Below are 15,935 nucleotides of genomic sequence, written 5' to 3' on the forward strand. Positions count from 1 at the left end.
ATCTATCTGATTTTAAAAGAGTTAATTAACTACGTATTTTTCCTACAGGTGCTGTGGCACACTTTCTGCTGTCTATTCCGTTGTTACATACTAAGTTCCGGTATAGCGGAATACACAACTCCTGGAGTGCTTGTCATGCATCACCGACCTTCCGTGTTTAAAGCGTGTGTTTTTCTCTTCGCCGCATCGGCGTCCCTCGCAAGCGTTGTGCAGGCGGCGGACAGCAAGCTCGACAATGTGCTCAAGCGTGGGCACCTGATCGTGGGTACAGGCAGTACCAATGCGCCGTGGCACTTCCAGGGAGCGGATGGCAAGTTGCAAGGTTTTGATATCGACATCGGCCGCATCGTGGCCAAGGGATTGTTCAACGATCCAAGCAAGGTCGAGTTTGTGGTGCAGTCCTCCGACGCGCGGATTCCCAACCTGTTGACCGACAAGGTCGACATGAGCTGCCAGTTCATCACCGTCACCGCCAGCCGTGCACAGCAGGTGGCGTTCACCCTGCCGTACTACCGCGAAGGCGTTGGCCTGCTGCTGCCGACCAACAGCAAGTACAAGGAAATCGAAGACCTGCAAGCTGCGGGCGACGGCGTCACCGTGGCGGTGCTGCAAAACGTCTACGCCGAAGAACTGGTGCACCAGGCGCTGCCCAAGGCCAAGGTCGACCAGTACGACAGCGTCGACCTGATGTACCAGGCGGTGAACTCCGGCCGCGCCGACGCTGCTGCCACTGACCAATCCTCGGTCAAGTACCTGATGGTGCAAAACCCTGGCCGCTATCGCAGCCCGACCTACGCCTGGAGCCCGCAGACCTACGCCTGCGCCGTCAAACGTGGCGATCAGGACTGGCTGAACTTCGTCAACACCGCACTGCATGAAGCCATGACCGGCGTTGAGTTTCCGACGTACAAGGCGTCGTTCAAGCAGTGGTTTGGTGTAGACCTGCCGGAGCCGGCGATTGGTTTTCCGGTCGAATTCAAATGATGTGTGAGCATGGGGTGTCGCTCGCGGCGCCCCGAACAAGGTACTGCTGACCATGAACTATCAGTTGAACTTCGCCGCCGTATGGCGCGATTTCGATACCTTGCTGGCGGGGCTCGGTCTGGGCCTTCAACTGGCATTGCTGTCGATCGCCATCGGCTGCGTGATTGGCCTGCTGGCAGCGTTTGCCCTGCTGTCCAAACACCGTGCGCTGCGCATCCTGGCGTCGGTGTATGTGACGGTGATCCGTAATACGCCGATCCTGGTGCTGATCCTGTTGATCTACTTCGCCTTGCCGAGCCTGGGGATTCGCCTGGACAAGATTCCCTCGTTCATCATCACCCTGTCGTTGTACGCCGGTGCCTACCTGACCGAAGTGTTCCGTGCCGGGCTGTTGAACATTCCCAAGGGCTTGCGTGAAGCGGGGTTGGCCATCGGCTTGGGCGAGTGGCGCATCCGGGCCTACATCACCGTGCCGGTGATGCTGCGCAATGTGTTGCCTGCGCTGTCGAACAACTTCATCTCGCTGTTCAAGGACACCTCCCTGGCGGCCGCGATTGCGGTGCCGGAGCTGACCTATTACGCCCGCAAGATCAACGTCGAAAGCTACCGGGTGATTGAAACCTGGCTGGTGACGACCGCGCTCTACGTGGCTGCCTGTTACCTCATCGCCATGCTGCTCCGTTACCTGGAACAGCGTCTGGCGATCCGTCGCTAAGGAGTTCCCATGTACGAATCCCCCAGCTGGCTGCATGAGTTGTGGATCGCCCGGGAAACCCTCTGGGCGGGGTTCCAGGCCAGCGTATCTGTCTCGGTGCTGGCGATTATCTTCGGCACTTTGATCGGCATTGTGGCCGGGTTGGTCCTGACCTACGGCAAGTTCTGGATGCGGGCGCCGTTCCGGTTATATGTCGACCTGATCCGTGGTACGCCGGTGTTTGTGCTGGTGTTGGCCTGCTTTTATATGCTGCCGGCGCTCGGGTGGCAGATCACCGCGTTCCAGGCCGGTGCCGTAGGCCTGACGCTGTTTTGCGGCTCCCACGTTTCGGAAATTGTGCGCGGCGCACTGCAAGCTATTCCCCGTGGGCAACTGGAAGCGGGCAAGGCCATCGGCCTGACCTTCTACCAGTCTCTGGGCTATGTGCTGTTGCCCCAGGCGCTGCGGCAGATCCTGCCGACCTGGGTCAACTCGTCCACGGAAATCGTCAAGGCCTCGACGCTGCTGTCGGTGATCGGCGTGGCCGAATTGCTGCTCAGCACGCAACAGGTGATCGCCCGGACCTTTATGACTCTGGAGTTCTATCTGTTCGCCGGATTTCTGTTTTTTGTCATCAACTACGCCATCGAGTTATTCGGGCGCTACATTGAAAAGCGGGTGGCCTTGCCATGACTCAATCTCACACTGCAACCCAGCCACTGCTGAATATCTGCGGCCTGCGTAAACAATACGGCCCGGTGGAAGTGCTCAAGGGCGTCGACCTGTCGATGCAGCGCGGCAACGTGGTCACGCTGATCGGCTCCAGCGGTTCGGGCAAGACCACGCTGCTGCGTTGCGTCAACCTGCTGGAAGAGTTCCAGGGCGGGCAGATCACCCTGGATGGCGAGTCCATCGGCTACAGCGACATTGCCGGCAAGCGTGTACGCCACCCGGAAAAAGTCATCGCCCGGCACCGGGCCATGACCGGCATGGCGTTCCAGCAATTCAACCTGTTCCCTCACCTGACGGCGTTGCAGAACGTCACCCTGGGCCTGCTCAAGGTCAAGAACATGAGCAAGGACGAAGCGGTGGCGCTGGCCGAAAAATGGCTGGAGCGGGTCGGCTTGCTGGAACGACGCAATCACTTTCCGGGTCAGTTGTCGGGTGGTCAGCAACAGCGCGTGGCGATCGCCCGGGCGATTGCCATGAACCCCAGCTTGATGCTGTTCGATGAAGTGACCTCGGCGCTGGACCCGGAGCTGGTGGGCGAAGTGCTCAGCGTGATCAAGGGCCTGGCGGAAGAGGGCATGACCATGTTGCTGGTCACTCACGAGATGCGGTTTGCCTATGAAGTCTCGGACAAGATTGTGTTCATGAACCAGGGCCGGATTGAAGAGCAGGGGCCGCCCAAAGACATTTTTGAACGCCCACAGTCGCCGCGGTTGGCGGAATTTCTGAAAAATATTCGTTTTTAATCAAGGAGAACCTTTATGAGCATTACTCGTTACGGCACTGGTAGCACCGCCGGCGGTGGCCAGCCTCGTCCTTTCGCCCGCGCCGTGGAAGCGGATGGCTGGTTGTACGTGTCGGGCCAGGTGCCGGCGGTGGATGGCGAAATCATCCAGGGCGGGATCGTCGAGCAGACTCGCCAGACTATGCGCAATGTGGTCGCCATTCTGGAAGAAGCCGGTTATGCGATTGAAGATGTCGTGCGGGTGGGTGTGTGGCTGGAAGACCCGCGGGATTTCTGGAGCTTCAACAAGGTGTTCGGTGAGTACTTCAGCCCTGAGCATGCACCGGCGCGGGCCTGTGTGCAGGCGAACATGATGGTGGATTGCAAGGTTGAGATTGATTGCGTGGCGTATAAGAAGAAAGGCTAAATGCACTGCTTTCCTGAATGCACATGATTCAAATGTGGGAGCGGGCTTGCTCGCGAAAGCGTTACGCCAGCCACTGATGCATCAACTGACACATCGCTTTCGCGAGCAAGCCCGCTCCCACAGGGGATTGTGCATCGAGAGCCCCTTGTGTTCGCCCAGCCATATGACTTTTGACGGGACCTGACACTGCCATGACCGAAGACACCATCAAACGCCGCGCCAAAGGTCTGGACCGGGCGTTCGATATCCTCGATTTCCTCAAGGAAGTCGGCCAGCCCCTGCGTCCGAATGATATCGCCAGCGGCATTGGCAGCCCGAAATCCACGGTCTACGAGCTGGTGGCTTCCTTGCTGGAGCGGCGGATTCTCGAGACCGTGGGCAAGGACGGCCACGTCTACCTCGGCCGCCAGCTGTACTTCCTCGGCCAGGCGCACTTGCGCCATTTTGACCTGACTCGCGAAGCCGACCATGCCTTGCAGGAAATCGTCAGCCAGACCCACGAAACCGCGCAGATGTGCCTGCTCAACGGCCGCAAGTACACGGTGGCGCTGATGCGTGAGGGCGAGCGGCATTTCCGTATTTCCTCCGATATCGGCGAGAACGCCCCCATCCCCTGGACCGCTTCCGGCCGCCTGTTGCTGGGGCACCTGAGCGACCAGCAAATCATTGATCTGATCGACCACGATGACTTCATCCTGCCGGACGGACAGCGCCTGCCCCTGGAGACCTTCCTCGGGCAAATCCGCCAGGCCACCCTTGATGGATTCTTCTCCTTCGACAGCGTGGCCGACACCTTTACCCATTGCTTTGCCGCCCCGGTACGGGACGCGCAAGGTATCAGCATTGCGACCCTGTGCATCGTCGCCCCACGGGACGATGCGCGGACAAACTACAACGACTACCGCCGGGTGTTGATTGAAAGTGCCAACAACCTGGCCCGTCGCATCAACGAATAGCGAATTGGAGTATCCCCATGCCTGCCCTCAATGCCGTTGAAAAAGGCGCCGCCCAAATCGGTGCTCACCTGGTCCGCGACGTCAGCCTGCCTGCGTTGGTGCTGCACCGTGAGGCCCTGGAACACAACATCCGCTGGATGCAGGCATTTGTCAGCAACAGCGGCGCGCAACTGGCGCCACACGGCAAGACCAGCATGATGCCGGCGTTGTTCCAGCGTCAGTTGGAGCAGGGCGCCTGGGGCATCACCCTGGCCACTGCGGTGCAGACCCGCGCCGCGTATGCCGGTGGTGTACGCCGAGTGCTGATGGCCAACCAACTGGTGGGTGCGCCGAACATGGCGCTGATTGCCGACTTGCTGGCCGACCCGGACTTCGACTTCCATTGCATGGTCGACCACCCGGACAACGTCGCTGATTTGGGCGCGTTCTTCGCCGCCCGTGGCTTGCGCTTGAATGTGATGATCGAATACGGCGTGGTCGGCGGCCGTTGCGGGTGTCGCAGCGAGCAGGAAGTGTTGGCCCTGGCCAAGGCGATCAAGGCCCAACCGGCGCTGGCCCTGACCGGCATTGAAGGTTACGAAGGCGTGATCCATGGCGACCACGCCGTCAGCGGCATCCGTGAGTTCGCCGCCAGCCTGGTGCGCCTGGCAGTGGACCTGCAGAACAGCGGCGCTTTCGACCTCGGCAAGCCGATCATCACCGCTTCAGGGTCGGCCTGGTACGACCTGATCGCCGAGTCCTTCGAAGCCCAGAACGCTGCCGGACGCTTCCTCAGCGTGTTGCGCCCAGGCAGCTATGTGGCCCATGACCACGGCATCTACAAAGAGGCGCAATGCTGCGTGCTCGACCGTCGCAGCGACCTCAACGAAGGCCTGCGCCCGGCCCTGGAAGTCTGGGCGCACGTGCAATCCATGCCGGAACCGGGATTTGCGGTGGTTGCGCTGGGCAAGCGCGACGTGGCCTACGACGCCGGCTTGCCTGTGCCGCTGCTGCGTTACAAGGCCGGCGTGCTGCCGGCGGTGGGTGAGGACGTGAGTGCGTGCAAGGTCACGGCGGTGATGGACCAGCATGCGTTCATGACGGTGGCCCCCGGGGTTGAGCTGAAGATTGGCGACATCGTCTCCTTCGGCACCTCCCATCCGTGCCTGACCTTCGACAAGTGGCAGGTGGGTTGCCTGGTGGATGAGCAGTTGCAGGTGGTCGAAAGCCTGCATACCTGCTTCTAGACCTGGCCGCGCAAGCCGGCTCCCACATTGGAATGCAATCCCATGTGGGAGCTGGCTTGCCTGCGATGAGGCCCTCAAGCCCACCAAGAGAGTTTCCTGCATGAACACACCTCCACGCATCGCCCTCATCGGCGAATGCATGATCGAACTGCAACACCGCGCTGACGGCAGCTTGCAACAGAGCTTCGGCGGCGACACCTTGAATGCGGCGGTGTACCTGCGTCGCGAACTGGGTGAAGGGCCTGTTGTGGATTACGTCACGGCGCTGGGCGATGACAGCTTCAGCGATGCCATGTGCAAGCAATGGGCTGAGGAGGGCCTGGGTTTGGGTATGGTGCAACGTCTGCCGGGGCGTTTGCCGGGCTTGTATTGCATCCAGACCGACGCCCGAGGGGAGCGCAAATTCCTCTACTGGCGCAACGAAGCAGCCGTGCGCGACTGCTTCACCACCCCGGCAGCGGAGCCGATCCTGGCGGCGTTGCCGGCTTATGACGTGCTGTATTTCAGCGGTATTACCCTGGCCGTGCTGGGCGAGGTTGGGCGCGAGCGCCTGTTGCACACCCTGATCGAAACCCGCAAGCGCGGTGGCAAGGTGGTGTTCGACAACAACTACCGTCCGCGCTTGTGGGCCAGTGTCGACGCGGCGCGTGCGGCTTACCACAAGGTTTTGGCGCAGGTGGACATCGCCTTGCTGACCGAGGATGACGAGCGAGCGTTGTTTGGTTACGCAGACAGCGAACAGGTGTTCGCGGCGTATCCAGAGATCACCGAGGTGGTGCTCAAACGTGGGGCTGATGAATGCCTGATTCGTTGTGAGGGCGAGCGCTTTGCCGTGCCGGCGCGGGTGGTCGAGAAGGTGGTTGATACGACGGCGGCGGGGGATTCGTTCAGTGCGGCGTACCTGGCCAGTCGGCTCAAGGGTGGCACGCCTGCGCAGGCGGCATTGGCCGGGCATCGCTTGGCCAGCCGGGTGATTCAGGTGCCGGGGGCGTTGATTCCGCGCAGTTGGTCGAAGGCCTGAATGTTGAAAACGGTGGAGATCAAATGTGGGAGCGGGCTTGCTCGCTCCCACATGACACTGTGAGGCAGCGGCTACAGATCAATCCCGGTAGAACACCTGCACCAGGTGATAACCAAACTTGCTCTTGATCGGCCCGTGCACCACTTTCACGGGCTTTTTGAAGATCACCGCATCAATCACGCCCACCATCTGCCCCGGCCGCACTTCACCCAAATCACCGCCGCGCTTGCCGGACGGGCAGGTGGAGTATTTCTTGGCCAGCACATCAAACGCTTCGCCCTTGGCAATGCGTTGCTTGAGTTGTTCAGCTTCTTCGCTGGTTTTCACCAGGATATGGCGAGCTTGGGCTTTCATGAGGCGGTTACCTTGCAACGGTCGAACGTAAGGGCGCGCGATTATGCCTGAACTCATTCATCGACGCTGATCATGCTGCGGATTTTATTGGCCAGCAGGTCAATCGAAAACGGCTTGGCCACCATGTCCATGCCTTCCTCCAGGAAGCCCTGGCGCTCGGCGGCTTTCTCGGCATAGCCGGTCATGAACAGCACTTTGAGCCCCGGGCGATATTGACGGGCGATTTCCGCCAGTTGCCGGCCATTCATGCCCGGCAGGCCGACATCGGTCACCAGCAGGTCCACCCGCAAGTCGGATTCAAGTAACGGCAACGCCGCGCGGGCATCGACGGCCTGATGGGCGGTGTAGCCCAATTCATCCAGCACGTTGACCACCAGCATACGCACGGCCTCGTCGTCTTCAACCACCACTACGGCTTCTCCGGCCAGGGCCACAGGGGCTTCTGCGAGGCTCTCGGGTTTGCTGGTTTCCAGGGCGGTGCCATGCAGGCGCGGCAGGTACACGCGCACGCAAGTCCCCACGCCCGGGGTGCTTTGAATGGTTACATGGCCGCCGGACTGTTGGGCAAAACCATAAATCATCGACAGGCCGAGTCCGGTGCCCTGGCCAATCGGCTTGGTGGTGAAGAACGGGTCGAAGGCCTTGGCCAGGATCGAGGGGGTCATGCCGGCACCGTTGTCGCAGACGCCGAGCATCACGTAGTCACCGGCCTTGACCGGTTCGAGCGTGTTGATGTCGGTGTCGTTGAGGTAACTGTTGGCGGTCTCGATGCGCAGCTCACCGCCTTCAGGCATGGCGTCACGGGCGTTGATCACCAGGTTGAGCAGGGCGTTTTCCAGTTGGCTGGCGTCGGTGTTCACCGGCCAGATGTCGCTGCCCAGTTGCACCTTGAGTTCGATATGGGCGCCCTTGGTGCGGCGAAACAACTCTTCCAGGGACGTGACCAGATGGTTGGGGTCAATGGGCCTGCGGTCCAGGGATTGGCGTCGGGAGAAGGCCAGCAGGCGGTGGGTCAGTGCCGCTGCGCGATGGGCGGAGGACACGGCGGCGTCGGTGAACCGGCCGATTTCCGCACTGCGCCCGGCAGCGATATAGCGTTGCATCAAGTCCAGGCTGCCGATGATCCCGGTGAGCATGTTGTTGAAGTCGTGGGCGATGCCGCCAGTGAGTTGGCCGACCGCTTCCATCTTCTGTGCGTGGCGCAGGGCATCTTCGGCACGTGCGCGTTCGAACATCTCGTTTTGCAGGCGCTGGTTGGCTTCGGCCAGCGCCTGGGTACGCTGGTCGACCCGTTCTTCGAGGTTTTCGTTGAGGTGGCGCAGCGCCTCTTCGGTCAGCTTGCGCTCGGTCTCATCGATGACAAAGATGTAGAAACCGTTGACCGAGCCGTCATTGCTGAAGCGCGGCAAGTACTTCATCAAGGCCTGCCGTGGCCGGCCGTCCCGATGGGGCGTGACGGTGACAAAACTGCAGGCCTTGCCCTTGAGGGCGGCGGCGATCTTGTCGGCGCGCCCGGCGTAGACCTCTTCGCCCACCACTTCGAGAATACTCTTGCCGTAGAGCTCCTGCGGGGTCATGCCGTACCAGTCCAGGTAGGCGCTGTTGTTCAGGCGAAAGCGCTGGTCGTGGTCGACATAACCGATCAGCACCGGCATGGCGTTGATGATCAGTTGCAGCTCGGTCTGGCTTTGGCGTAGGGCCTGCTCGGTGTGCTTGCGTTCGGTCAGGTCCAGGGCGGCACCGAGAAAGCGCGCCGGGCGCCCATGGTGATTCTTGTAGCAGCGGCCTCGGGCAAACACCCAGCGCACTTGGCCATCGGCTTGCAGCAGGCGGTATTCTTCGGCGTATTCGGTGCCGTGGGTGATGCAATGCTTGATGCTGCGGGTGACCATGCCCCGGTCTTCGGGGTGCACGCCTTGCAGGTATGCGCTGATGGGCAGCAGGCCTGCGTCGCAGGCGTCGACACCATGCAAGTGGGCAAAATGGGCGTCGGCAATAAAGCGGTCTTCGCCGATGTCCCAGTCCCAGGTGCCCACGGCATCGGTGGCGGCCAGGGCCAGTTGCAGGCGTTGCTCGGTGTTGTGCTGGGCCTTGAGGCTTTGTTCGGAGCGTTGTTGCAGTTCCAGGGTGATCCGGCGGCGCTCGTTGGTCTCGATGGCGGTGGCCAGGATTCCGGCGACGGCACCGCGTTCGTCGCGAATCGGGCTGTAGGTCAGGTCCAGCCAGATCTCGGTGTCGCGGCCATGGCGTTGCAGGACAAAGCGTTGGTCGCTGAAGGTGCGCACCTCGCCGTTCAGCACGGCGCTGTAGATTGGATCGGTGAAGCTTTTCATCTCCGGCCAGATCAGGTCGATCGGTTGGCCGAAGGCCTGAGGGTGCTTGTTGCCAGCCAGACGGGCGAAGCCGTCGTTGTAGATTTGCGTGAGTTGAGTGCCCCACAACAACAGCATCGGCATGGGCGAGTGGATGACGATGTCGACTGCCGTGCGCAGGCTTTGTGGCCAGGCAATGGCATCACCGAGGGGGCTTTGCGCCCAGTCCAGCTGCGCAATCAATGCTGCTGTCTCGCTGCCGGCGGGTGTTGGGTTCATGTAAATGCCCTGGGCTTAACGCTTTGAAGAGTGACTAGGGCCAATTATCCCGTGAGTCGGGAGTGGCTTACTACCCTCGAAAAATAGCATGCTTGAGGGATTTTTCTTCAAATGGGTGCGTCAGGGCTCAAACCCTTCGTTAGCTCATCAGTTCCCGGCGGTTACGGAACTGCTCCAGTGCTTCAGGGTTGGCCAACGCATCGGTATTTTTGACCACCTCGCCATGCACCACGTTCCGGACCGCCAGCTCGACGATCTTGCCGCTGATGGTGCGCGGAATATCCGTCACCGCGAGAATCTTCGCCGGTACGTGCCGGGGTGTGGTATTGGCGCGGATCACCTGGCGAATCTGTTGCTCCAGCGCCTCATCCAGTTCGGCGTCATCGCTCAAGCGTACAAACAACACCACCCGCACATCGTCTTGCCAGCGCTGCCCGATGGCCAGGCTCTCGATCACCTGAGGGACTTTTTCCACCTGCCGGTAAATTTCCGCCGTGCCGATGCGCACGCCGCCGGGGTTGAGCACTGCATCCGAGCGGCCATGGATCAGCAGGCTGCCATTAGGGCGTTGTTCGGCATAGTCACCCTGGGCCCAGACACCGGGGAACTGGCTGAAGTAGGAGGCCCGCAACTTTTCCTGGAGCGGGTCGTTCCACAAACCAATGGGCATCGCCGGAAAGTGCCGGGTACACACCAGTTCGCCTTTTTCACCCACCAGGGGGCGGCCCTGGTCATCCCAGACCTCAATGGCCATCCCCAGGCTCTTGCATTGCATCTCGCCACGCCGTACCGGCAGCACCGGATTGCCGATTACAAAGCAGGAGACGATATCGGTGCCGCCCGACATGGAGGACAGGCAAAGCTCCTGTTTGATATCGCGGTACACGTAATCGTAGCTCTGGGGTGACAGAGGTGAGCCGGTGGAGATGAGGCTCTTGAGACTGCCCAGATCGTGGCTCAGGCGTGGCTTGAGGCCGGCCTTTTCCAGGGTCGCGAGAAATTTTGGGCTGGTGCCGAAGACGCTGATGTTTTCCTGGTCGATCAGGTCCATCAGGTGTTCCGGGCCTGGATGAAACGGCGAGCCGTCATACAGCACGGCCGTAGCACCGATGGCCAGTACCGACACCAGCCAGTTCCACATCATCCAGCCGCAGGTGGTGTAGTAGAACAGGCAATCGTCCCCAGACAGGTCGGCGTGCAGGCCGTGTTCCTTGAGGTGGGTCAGCAATACACCGCCAGTGCCGTGGATGATGCACTTGGGCACGCCGGTGGTGCCGCTGGAGTAGAGGATGTACAGCGGATGATCGAAGGGCACAGCGACGAATTCGGGCTCGCCGCCAGCCTGGTAGAAGTCATCCCACAGCGCGACGTTGGCCTGGGTTCGGTAATCCTCGGGTCGTGCCTGTGGGCGCGCATAAGGCACGATGATCAGTTGCTTCAGGGACGGCAGGCGTTCGAGGATTTCATTGAGCTTGGTGCTCTGGTCGATGTCCTTGCCGGCGTAGCGATAGCCGGCGCAGGTGATCAGCACCTTGGGCTCGATCTGGCCGAAACGGTCGATCACCCCCTGGGTGCCGAAGTCCGGCGAGGAGCAGGACCAGATCGCTCCCAGGCTGGTGGTGGCGAGCATACCCACCAGGGTTTGCCAGGTGTTGGGCATGCACGCGGCGACCCGGTCGCCGACACCGACACCCGCTGCGCGCAGGCTGCGTTGCAGGCCGGCGACATGGCGGGCCAGTTCGGCGTAGGTGAGTGGCGCGCGTTGGCCGTCTTCGCTGATCGCTACCACCGCCAGGTGATCGTCGCGACGGCGCAGCAGGTGTTCGGCGAAATTCAGGGTGGCGCCGGGAAACCACTGGGCGCTGGGCATCTGCGCACCTTCGGCCAGCACGGTGCTGGGCGGGGTGCGAAACTGCACGTCGAAGTAATCGACAATCGCCTGCCAGAAGTCCGGTCGCTGGTCGATGCTCCACTGGTGCAGGGCCGGGTAATCGGTGAGCTGCAAGGCATGGCGATCATTGATAAAGCGCCGGAAGCGGTCCATGCGGGTGTTGCGGATGCGTTCGGGGCTGGGTTGCCAGAGGATGTCGGACATAGCGCAAAGTCTCTTGTTCTTGTATGAAGCCTTCCAGACAACAACGATCCAGTGTGGGAGCTGGCTTGCCTGCGATAGCGGTGGGTCAGCTTGCATTTTCGGTACTGATACACCGCTATCGCAGGCAAGCCAGCTCCCACATTGGATCTTCTTTGTTTTGAAAGGGGGGGGGGTTACTGAGCCAACCAGCCCCCATCGATGTTCCACGCGGCGCCGCGCACCTGGCTGCCGGCCTCGCTGCACAAGAACAGCACCAACTCTCCAAGCTGCGGCGGCGTCACGAACTCCAGTGACGGTTGCTTTTCCGCCAGCAAATCATGTTGCGCCTGCTGTGGATCAACGCCCGCCGCCGCGCGATCATCAATCTGCTTCTGCACCAGCGGCGTCAGTACCCAGCCTGGGCAGATGGCGTTGCAGGTGACGTTGCTGGTGGCGGTTTCCAGGCCCACCACTTTGGTCAGGCCGATCACGCCGTGCTTGGCGGCGACGTAGGCGGCTTTGCCCACCGAGCCGACCTGGCCGTGGACCGAGGCGATATTGACGATTCGTCCCCAGCCTTTGGCTTTCATGCCCGGCAGGCTCAGGCGCGTGCTGTGGAACACCGAAGACAGGTTGATGGCGATGATCGCGTCCCAACGCTCCACCGGAAAATCTTCCACGGCGGCCACGTGCTGGATACCGGCGTTGTTTACCAGGATGTCGACGCCGCCGAATTCACGCTCGGCGTAGGCGATCATGTCGGCAATCTGCGCCGGGTCGCTGACGTCGGCCGGGTGATGGCCGACCTTGACGCCGAAGGCTTGCACCTGGGCGATCACCGCGCTGGCGTCGCCAAAACCGTTGAGGATCAGATTGGCACCGGCCTTGGCCAGGCTCAAGGCGATGCCCAGGCCGATGCCGCTGGTGGAGCCGGTCACGAGGGCGGTCTTGCCGTTCAAAGTCGTCATGGAAACCTCACACAATGCCGGTGGCGTAGAAAGTACCGATCACCACGAACACCGCGAGGGTCTTGATGATCGTGATGCCGAAAATATCCTTGTAGGCTTCGCGGTGGGTCAGCCCGGTTACCGCCAGCAGCGTGATCACCGCGCCGTTGTGGGGCAGGGTGTCCATGCCGCCGCTGGCCATGGCCGCGACCCGGTGCAGCACTTCAAGGGGGATATTGGCCGCATGGGCCGCCGAAATAAAGCTCTCGGACATCGCCGCCAGGGCGATGCTCATGCCGCCGGACGCGGAGCCGGTGATGCCGGCCAGCAGGGTCACGGTAATGGCTTCGTTGACCAGTGGGTTGGGAATGCCCTTGAGCCAGTCCGCCAGCACCAGGAAACCTGGCAGCGAGGCGATTACGGCGCCAAAGCCATATTCCGAGGCGGTATTCATCGCCGCCAGCAACGCACCGCTGACTGCGCTTTTGCTGCCTTCGGCCAGCTTGCTGCGGATCGCCGAGAAGCCGAACACCAGCACCATGATGATCCCCACCAGCAACGCGGCCTGTACCGCCCAGATTGCGGTCAACTTGGCGATGTCAGTGGTCACCGGCGCGCTCATGCCCGGCAGGCTGAGGCTGTGGGTCTTGCCGTACCACAGCGGGATCCAGTGGGTGAACAGCAGGTTCATGATCCCCACCAGCAGCAGCGGCGACAGGGCAACCCACGGGTTAGGCAGCTTGATGTCTTCGGCGGTTTCCGGCTCGTTGCGCAGTTCAGTGCCGTAGCCTTCGCCGGCCCGTTGCGCCTTGTTGCGTTGGCGGGCGAGGTAGAGCATGCCGGCGCAGAACACGAAAATCGTGCCGATCAAGCCCAGCCATGGAGCGGCCCAGGCGGTGGTGTTGAAGAAGGTGCTGGGGATGATGTTCTGGATCTGTGGGGTGCCGGGCAGTGCGTCCATGGTGAAGGAAAACGCACCCAGGGCGATGGTGGCCGGGATCAGGCGCTTGGGGATATTGCTCTGGCGGAACATCTCGGCGGCGAATGGGTACACCGCGAATACCACGACGAACAGCGACACGCCGCCGTAGGTCAGCAGGGCGCACACCAACACGATCACCAGCATTGCCTGGCGAGTGCCGAGTAACTGAATGGCGGCGGCAACGATGGAGCGCGAGAAGCCGGAGATTTCAATCAGCTTGCCGAACACCGCACCCAGCAGGAACACCGGGAAATACAGTTTGATAAAGCCGACCATTTTTTCCATGAACACCCCGGTAAAGGCGGGGGCGACAGCGGAAGGGTCGGTGAGCAGCACGGCGCCGAGGGCGGCAATGGGGGCAAACAGGATGACGCTGTAGCCACGGTAGGCGGCCAGCATCAGCAACCCGAGGGCGGCGAGGGCAATGATTACACTCATGGAGTGTCTCCAGATCGAATTGTTATTTTTGTGGGGTGAGGCGTTGGGGAGGGGCTATAGCGAGATGTGTGCCATGTTTTTAACTTGTTGATATTTATAGTTATTTATTGATTTTGGAGTAGGAGTTGGTGGGTTTGTCTCTCATTTGAGACAAGGCGCAAGATTAATGTGGGAGCGGGCTTGCCCGCGATAGCAGTCTGTCAGTGCCCGATGTGCTGTCTGGTGCACCGTAATCGCAGGCAAGCCAGCTCCCACATTTGGATTGTCTCTGTATGTGGAATTGTGTCTCTTTGGTGAGATCAGGCAATGCCCAAAGCCACCATTTTCTTGTAAAGAGTCGACCGGCCCAGCCCCAGATGCTTGGCCGTCTCCACTACATTGCCTTCGCATTTCCTGAGCGCCGCCCCTATCACCTGCCGATCAAACCGCTCCCGCGCCGCACTGAAGGTTTCCCCTTCAACCTGCGCCACCACCGCGTCCCGCGCCACCGGACTGAACGTGCCAATCGCTGCCCGTATCTCGCTGGCATTCAGCACCAGGTCATCGCTCAACAGCGCCGCTCGCTCCAGCACATTGCGCAGCTCGCGAATATTCCCCGGCCACGCGTGTTGCGCCAGCAACGCCAGCGCCTCGCGGTCCAGTTCATGCTGGCTGCGCAACTCCTCCAGAATCGCCTCACTCAACGCCGGCAGGTCATCCAGCCGCTCGCGCAACGGCGGCACCTGGATCGGCAGCACGTTGAGCCGGTAATACAAATCCGCACGGAACTCGCCACGCTTGATCGCCGCTTCCAGGTCCATGGACGTCGCGGCAATCACCCGCACGTCACTGTGGATCATCTCGTTGGAGCCCACCGGCTCGTACTCTTTCTCCTGCAGTACCCGCAGTAATTTACTTTGCAGCGGCAGCGGCATGTCACCGATTTCATCGAGGAACAGCGTGCCGCCCTGGGCGATTTGCAGTTTGCCGGGACGCCCCTTGCGGTCGGCGCCGGTGAAGGCGCCAGGGGCGGTGCCGAAGAACTCGGCTTCCAGCAGGTCATGGGGAATCGCTGCGCTGTTGATGCTGACAAACGCCTTGTGGGCACGCGGCGATGCACCGTGTATGGCCTGGGCCAGCAACTCTTTGCCGGTACCGGTTTCCCCCAGCAGCAACACCGGCGACTCGGCACTGGCACTGCGTCGGGCGCGGCGTTTGACTTCCAGGCTGGCGGTGCTGGTGCCGATAAAGTGGGCGAAGTTGTACTTGCTCTGGCGTGAGCGCAGCAGTGAACGGGTGGACGCCAGTTCCTGCTGCATGCTCAGGTAGCGTTCGATCAGCGGTGACAGGTTGCGCAGCTCATCGAACAGGGCAAAGCCGATGGCACCGATCACCTGGCCGGTGTCGTCGTGGATCGGCAGGCGCATCACCACCAGCGGGCCTTTGGGGGTGTCCTGGATATCCAGCAGGATCGGCCGGTCGTTGCGCACCACCTGGCGCAGCAGGCTGTTGGAAATCACCTGCTCGCAGGGCTGGCCGATGGCTTCGTCAGCGCTTTTCAAGCCAAAGCGCCGGGCGTAGCGCTCGTTCATCCAGACGATAGTGGCGTCACTGTCGACAATCACTGTGCCTTCGCTGGATTGCTCGATGATCTCGAACAGCGACTGGATCGCCAGGCCGCGAACGTGTTGGTAATCCTTGAGGCTTTCGGTGCTGTTCATATCGGATTGTCCTTGTGTGTAGCCGCTGCCGAGGTACGAGGCTGCGATGGTTTGCGCAGCAAGCCCCGAGGGCGGTCCTGCGGACACG

General features: G+C 61.2%; 14 protein-coding genes. 8 read left to right on the top strand and 6 right to left on the bottom strand.

All coding sequences use genetic code 11. From position 1 onward, the window contains the following. Positions 1 to 135 precede the first annotated feature (135 nt). From GNF76_RS04565 to GNF76_RS04600, 8 genes are all read left to right on the top strand, one after another. On the top strand, positions 136 to 984 hold the full coding sequence (locus GNF76_RS04565) for a transporter substrate-binding protein (RefSeq protein WP_155581991.1): 849 nt from the start codon (positions 136 to 138) through the stop codon (positions 982 to 984). A 52-nt stretch (positions 985 to 1,036) separates the two neighbouring features. Continuing rightward, positions 1,037 to 1,699, top strand: a complete 663-nt coding sequence (locus GNF76_RS04570; protein ID WP_155581992.1) for an amino acid ABC transporter permease — start codon at positions 1,037 to 1,039, stop codon at positions 1,697 to 1,699. 9 nt (positions 1,700 to 1,708) lie between these two features. Beyond that, positions 1,709 to 2,371 (top strand): amino acid ABC transporter permease, encoded by a 663-nt coding sequence (locus GNF76_RS04575; protein ID WP_155581993.1) that lies wholly within the window; start codon positions 1,709 to 1,711, stop codon positions 2,369 to 2,371. Beyond that, positions 2,368 to 3,153, top strand: coding sequence for an amino acid ABC transporter ATP-binding protein (locus tag GNF76_RS04580; protein WP_155581994.1), 786 nt, complete (start codon positions 2,368 to 2,370; stop codon positions 3,151 to 3,153). Before GNF76_RS04575 ends, GNF76_RS04580 begins: the two co-directional genes overlap by 4 nt. Positions 3,154 to 3,168: 15 nt before the next feature. Continuing rightward, positions 3,169 to 3,558, top strand: coding sequence for a RidA family protein (locus GNF76_RS04585; protein WP_155581995.1), 390 nt, complete (start codon positions 3,169 to 3,171; stop codon positions 3,556 to 3,558). Between the two features lie 191 nt (positions 3,559 to 3,749). Beyond that, complete coding sequence (locus GNF76_RS04590) at positions 3,750 to 4,514, top strand: IclR family transcriptional regulator (RefSeq protein ID WP_155581996.1); 765 nt, start codon at positions 3,750 to 3,752, stop codon at positions 4,512 to 4,514. A gap of 17 nt (positions 4,515 to 4,531) precedes the next feature. Continuing rightward, entirely contained in the window at positions 4,532 to 5,740 is a 1,209-nt protein-coding gene (locus GNF76_RS04595; RefSeq protein ID WP_155581997.1) for an amino acid deaminase, read from the top strand. A 100-nt stretch (positions 5,741 to 5,840) separates the two neighbouring features. Beyond that, positions 5,841 to 6,761 carry a sugar kinase gene (locus GNF76_RS04600; protein WP_155581998.1) on the top strand — a complete coding sequence of 307 codons (921 nt, stop codon included), beginning with the start codon at positions 5,841 to 5,843 and terminating at the stop codon, positions 6,759 to 6,761. Between the two features lie 78 nt (positions 6,762 to 6,839). Here GNF76_RS04600 and GNF76_RS04605 read toward each other — a convergent pair whose 3' ends face one another. From GNF76_RS04605 to GNF76_RS04630, 6 genes are all read right to left on the bottom strand, one after another. After that, positions 6,840 to 7,115, bottom strand: a complete 276-nt coding sequence (locus tag GNF76_RS04605; protein ID WP_010564624.1) for a peptidylprolyl isomerase — start codon at positions 7,113 to 7,115, stop codon at positions 6,840 to 6,842. A gap of 53 nt (positions 7,116 to 7,168) precedes the next feature. Further along, a complete protein-coding gene (locus GNF76_RS04610) occupies positions 7,169 to 9,706 on the bottom strand; it encodes a PAS domain-containing hybrid sensor histidine kinase/response regulator (RefSeq protein WP_155581999.1) in 2,538 nt (845 codons plus the stop codon). 139 nt (positions 9,707 to 9,845) lie between these two features. Then, positions 9,846 to 11,801: an acetoacetate--CoA ligase gene (locus GNF76_RS04615; protein WP_155582000.1), complete on the bottom strand. Its 1,956-nt coding sequence runs from the start codon at positions 11,799 to 11,801 to the stop codon at positions 9,846 to 9,848. Positions 11,802 to 11,974: 173 nt separating this feature from the next. Continuing rightward, positions 11,975 to 12,748, bottom strand: a complete 774-nt coding sequence (hbdH, locus tag GNF76_RS04620; protein WP_155582001.1) for a 3-hydroxybutyrate dehydrogenase — start codon at positions 12,746 to 12,748, stop codon at positions 11,975 to 11,977. A gap of 7 nt (positions 12,749 to 12,755) precedes the next feature. Beyond that, the gene (locus GNF76_RS04625) at positions 12,756 to 14,147 is read right to left on the bottom strand and encodes a GntP family permease (protein ID WP_155582002.1); all 1,392 of its coding nucleotides are present in this window, start codon (positions 14,145 to 14,147) and stop codon (positions 12,756 to 12,758) included. A 299-nt stretch (positions 14,148 to 14,446) separates the two neighbouring features. Beyond that, positions 14,447 to 15,847: a sigma-54 interaction domain-containing protein gene (locus GNF76_RS04630; RefSeq protein ID WP_155582003.1), complete on the bottom strand. Its 1,401-nt coding sequence runs from the start codon at positions 15,845 to 15,847 to the stop codon at positions 14,447 to 14,449. Positions 15,848 to 15,935: the final 88 nt, after the last annotated feature.

It is taken from the genome of Pseudomonas spelaei (assembly GCF_009724245.1).
GTDB classification, from domain to species: Bacteria; Pseudomonadota; Gammaproteobacteria; order Pseudomonadales; family Pseudomonadaceae; genus Aquipseudomonas; species Aquipseudomonas spelaei.

Coding starts and splice junctions, on each gene's coding strand:
- GNF76_RS04565 (WP_155581991.1), top strand. CDS start 136: ATGCATCACCGACCTTCCGTGTTTAAAGCGTGTGTTTTTCTCTTCGCC.
- GNF76_RS04570 (WP_155581992.1), top strand. CDS start 1,037: ATGAACTATCAGTTGAACTTCGCCGCCGTATGGCGCGATTTCGATACC.
- GNF76_RS04575 (WP_155581993.1), top strand. CDS start 1,709: ATGTACGAATCCCCCAGCTGGCTGCATGAGTTGTGGATCGCCCGGGAA.
- GNF76_RS04580 (WP_155581994.1), top strand. CDS start 2,368: ATGACTCAATCTCACACTGCAACCCAGCCACTGCTGAATATCTGCGGC.
- GNF76_RS04585 (WP_155581995.1), top strand. CDS start 3,169: ATGAGCATTACTCGTTACGGCACTGGTAGCACCGCCGGCGGTGGCCAG.
- GNF76_RS04590 (WP_155581996.1), top strand. CDS start 3,750: ATGACCGAAGACACCATCAAACGCCGCGCCAAAGGTCTGGACCGGGCG.
- GNF76_RS04595 (WP_155581997.1), top strand. CDS start 4,532: ATGCCTGCCCTCAATGCCGTTGAAAAAGGCGCCGCCCAAATCGGTGCT.
- GNF76_RS04600 (WP_155581998.1), top strand. CDS start 5,841: ATGAACACACCTCCACGCATCGCCCTCATCGGCGAATGCATGATCGAA.
- GNF76_RS04605 (WP_010564624.1), bottom strand. CDS start 7,115: ATGAAAGCCCAAGCTCGCCATATCCTGGTGAAAACCAGCGAAGAAGCT.
- GNF76_RS04610 (WP_155581999.1), bottom strand. CDS start 9,706: ATGAACCCAACACCCGCCGGCAGCGAGACAGCAGCATTGATTGCGCAG.
- GNF76_RS04615 (WP_155582000.1), bottom strand. CDS start 11,801: ATGTCCGACATCCTCTGGCAACCCAGCCCCGAACGCATCCGCAACACC.
- hbdH (WP_155582001.1), bottom strand. CDS start 12,748: ATGACGACTTTGAACGGCAAGACCGCCCTCGTGACCGGCTCCACCAGC.
- GNF76_RS04625 (WP_155582002.1), bottom strand. CDS start 14,147: ATGAGTGTAATCATTGCCCTCGCCGCCCTCGGGTTGCTGATGCTGGCC.
- GNF76_RS04630 (WP_155582003.1), bottom strand. CDS start 15,847: ATGAACAGCACCGAAAGCCTCAAGGATTACCAACACGTTCGCGGCCTG.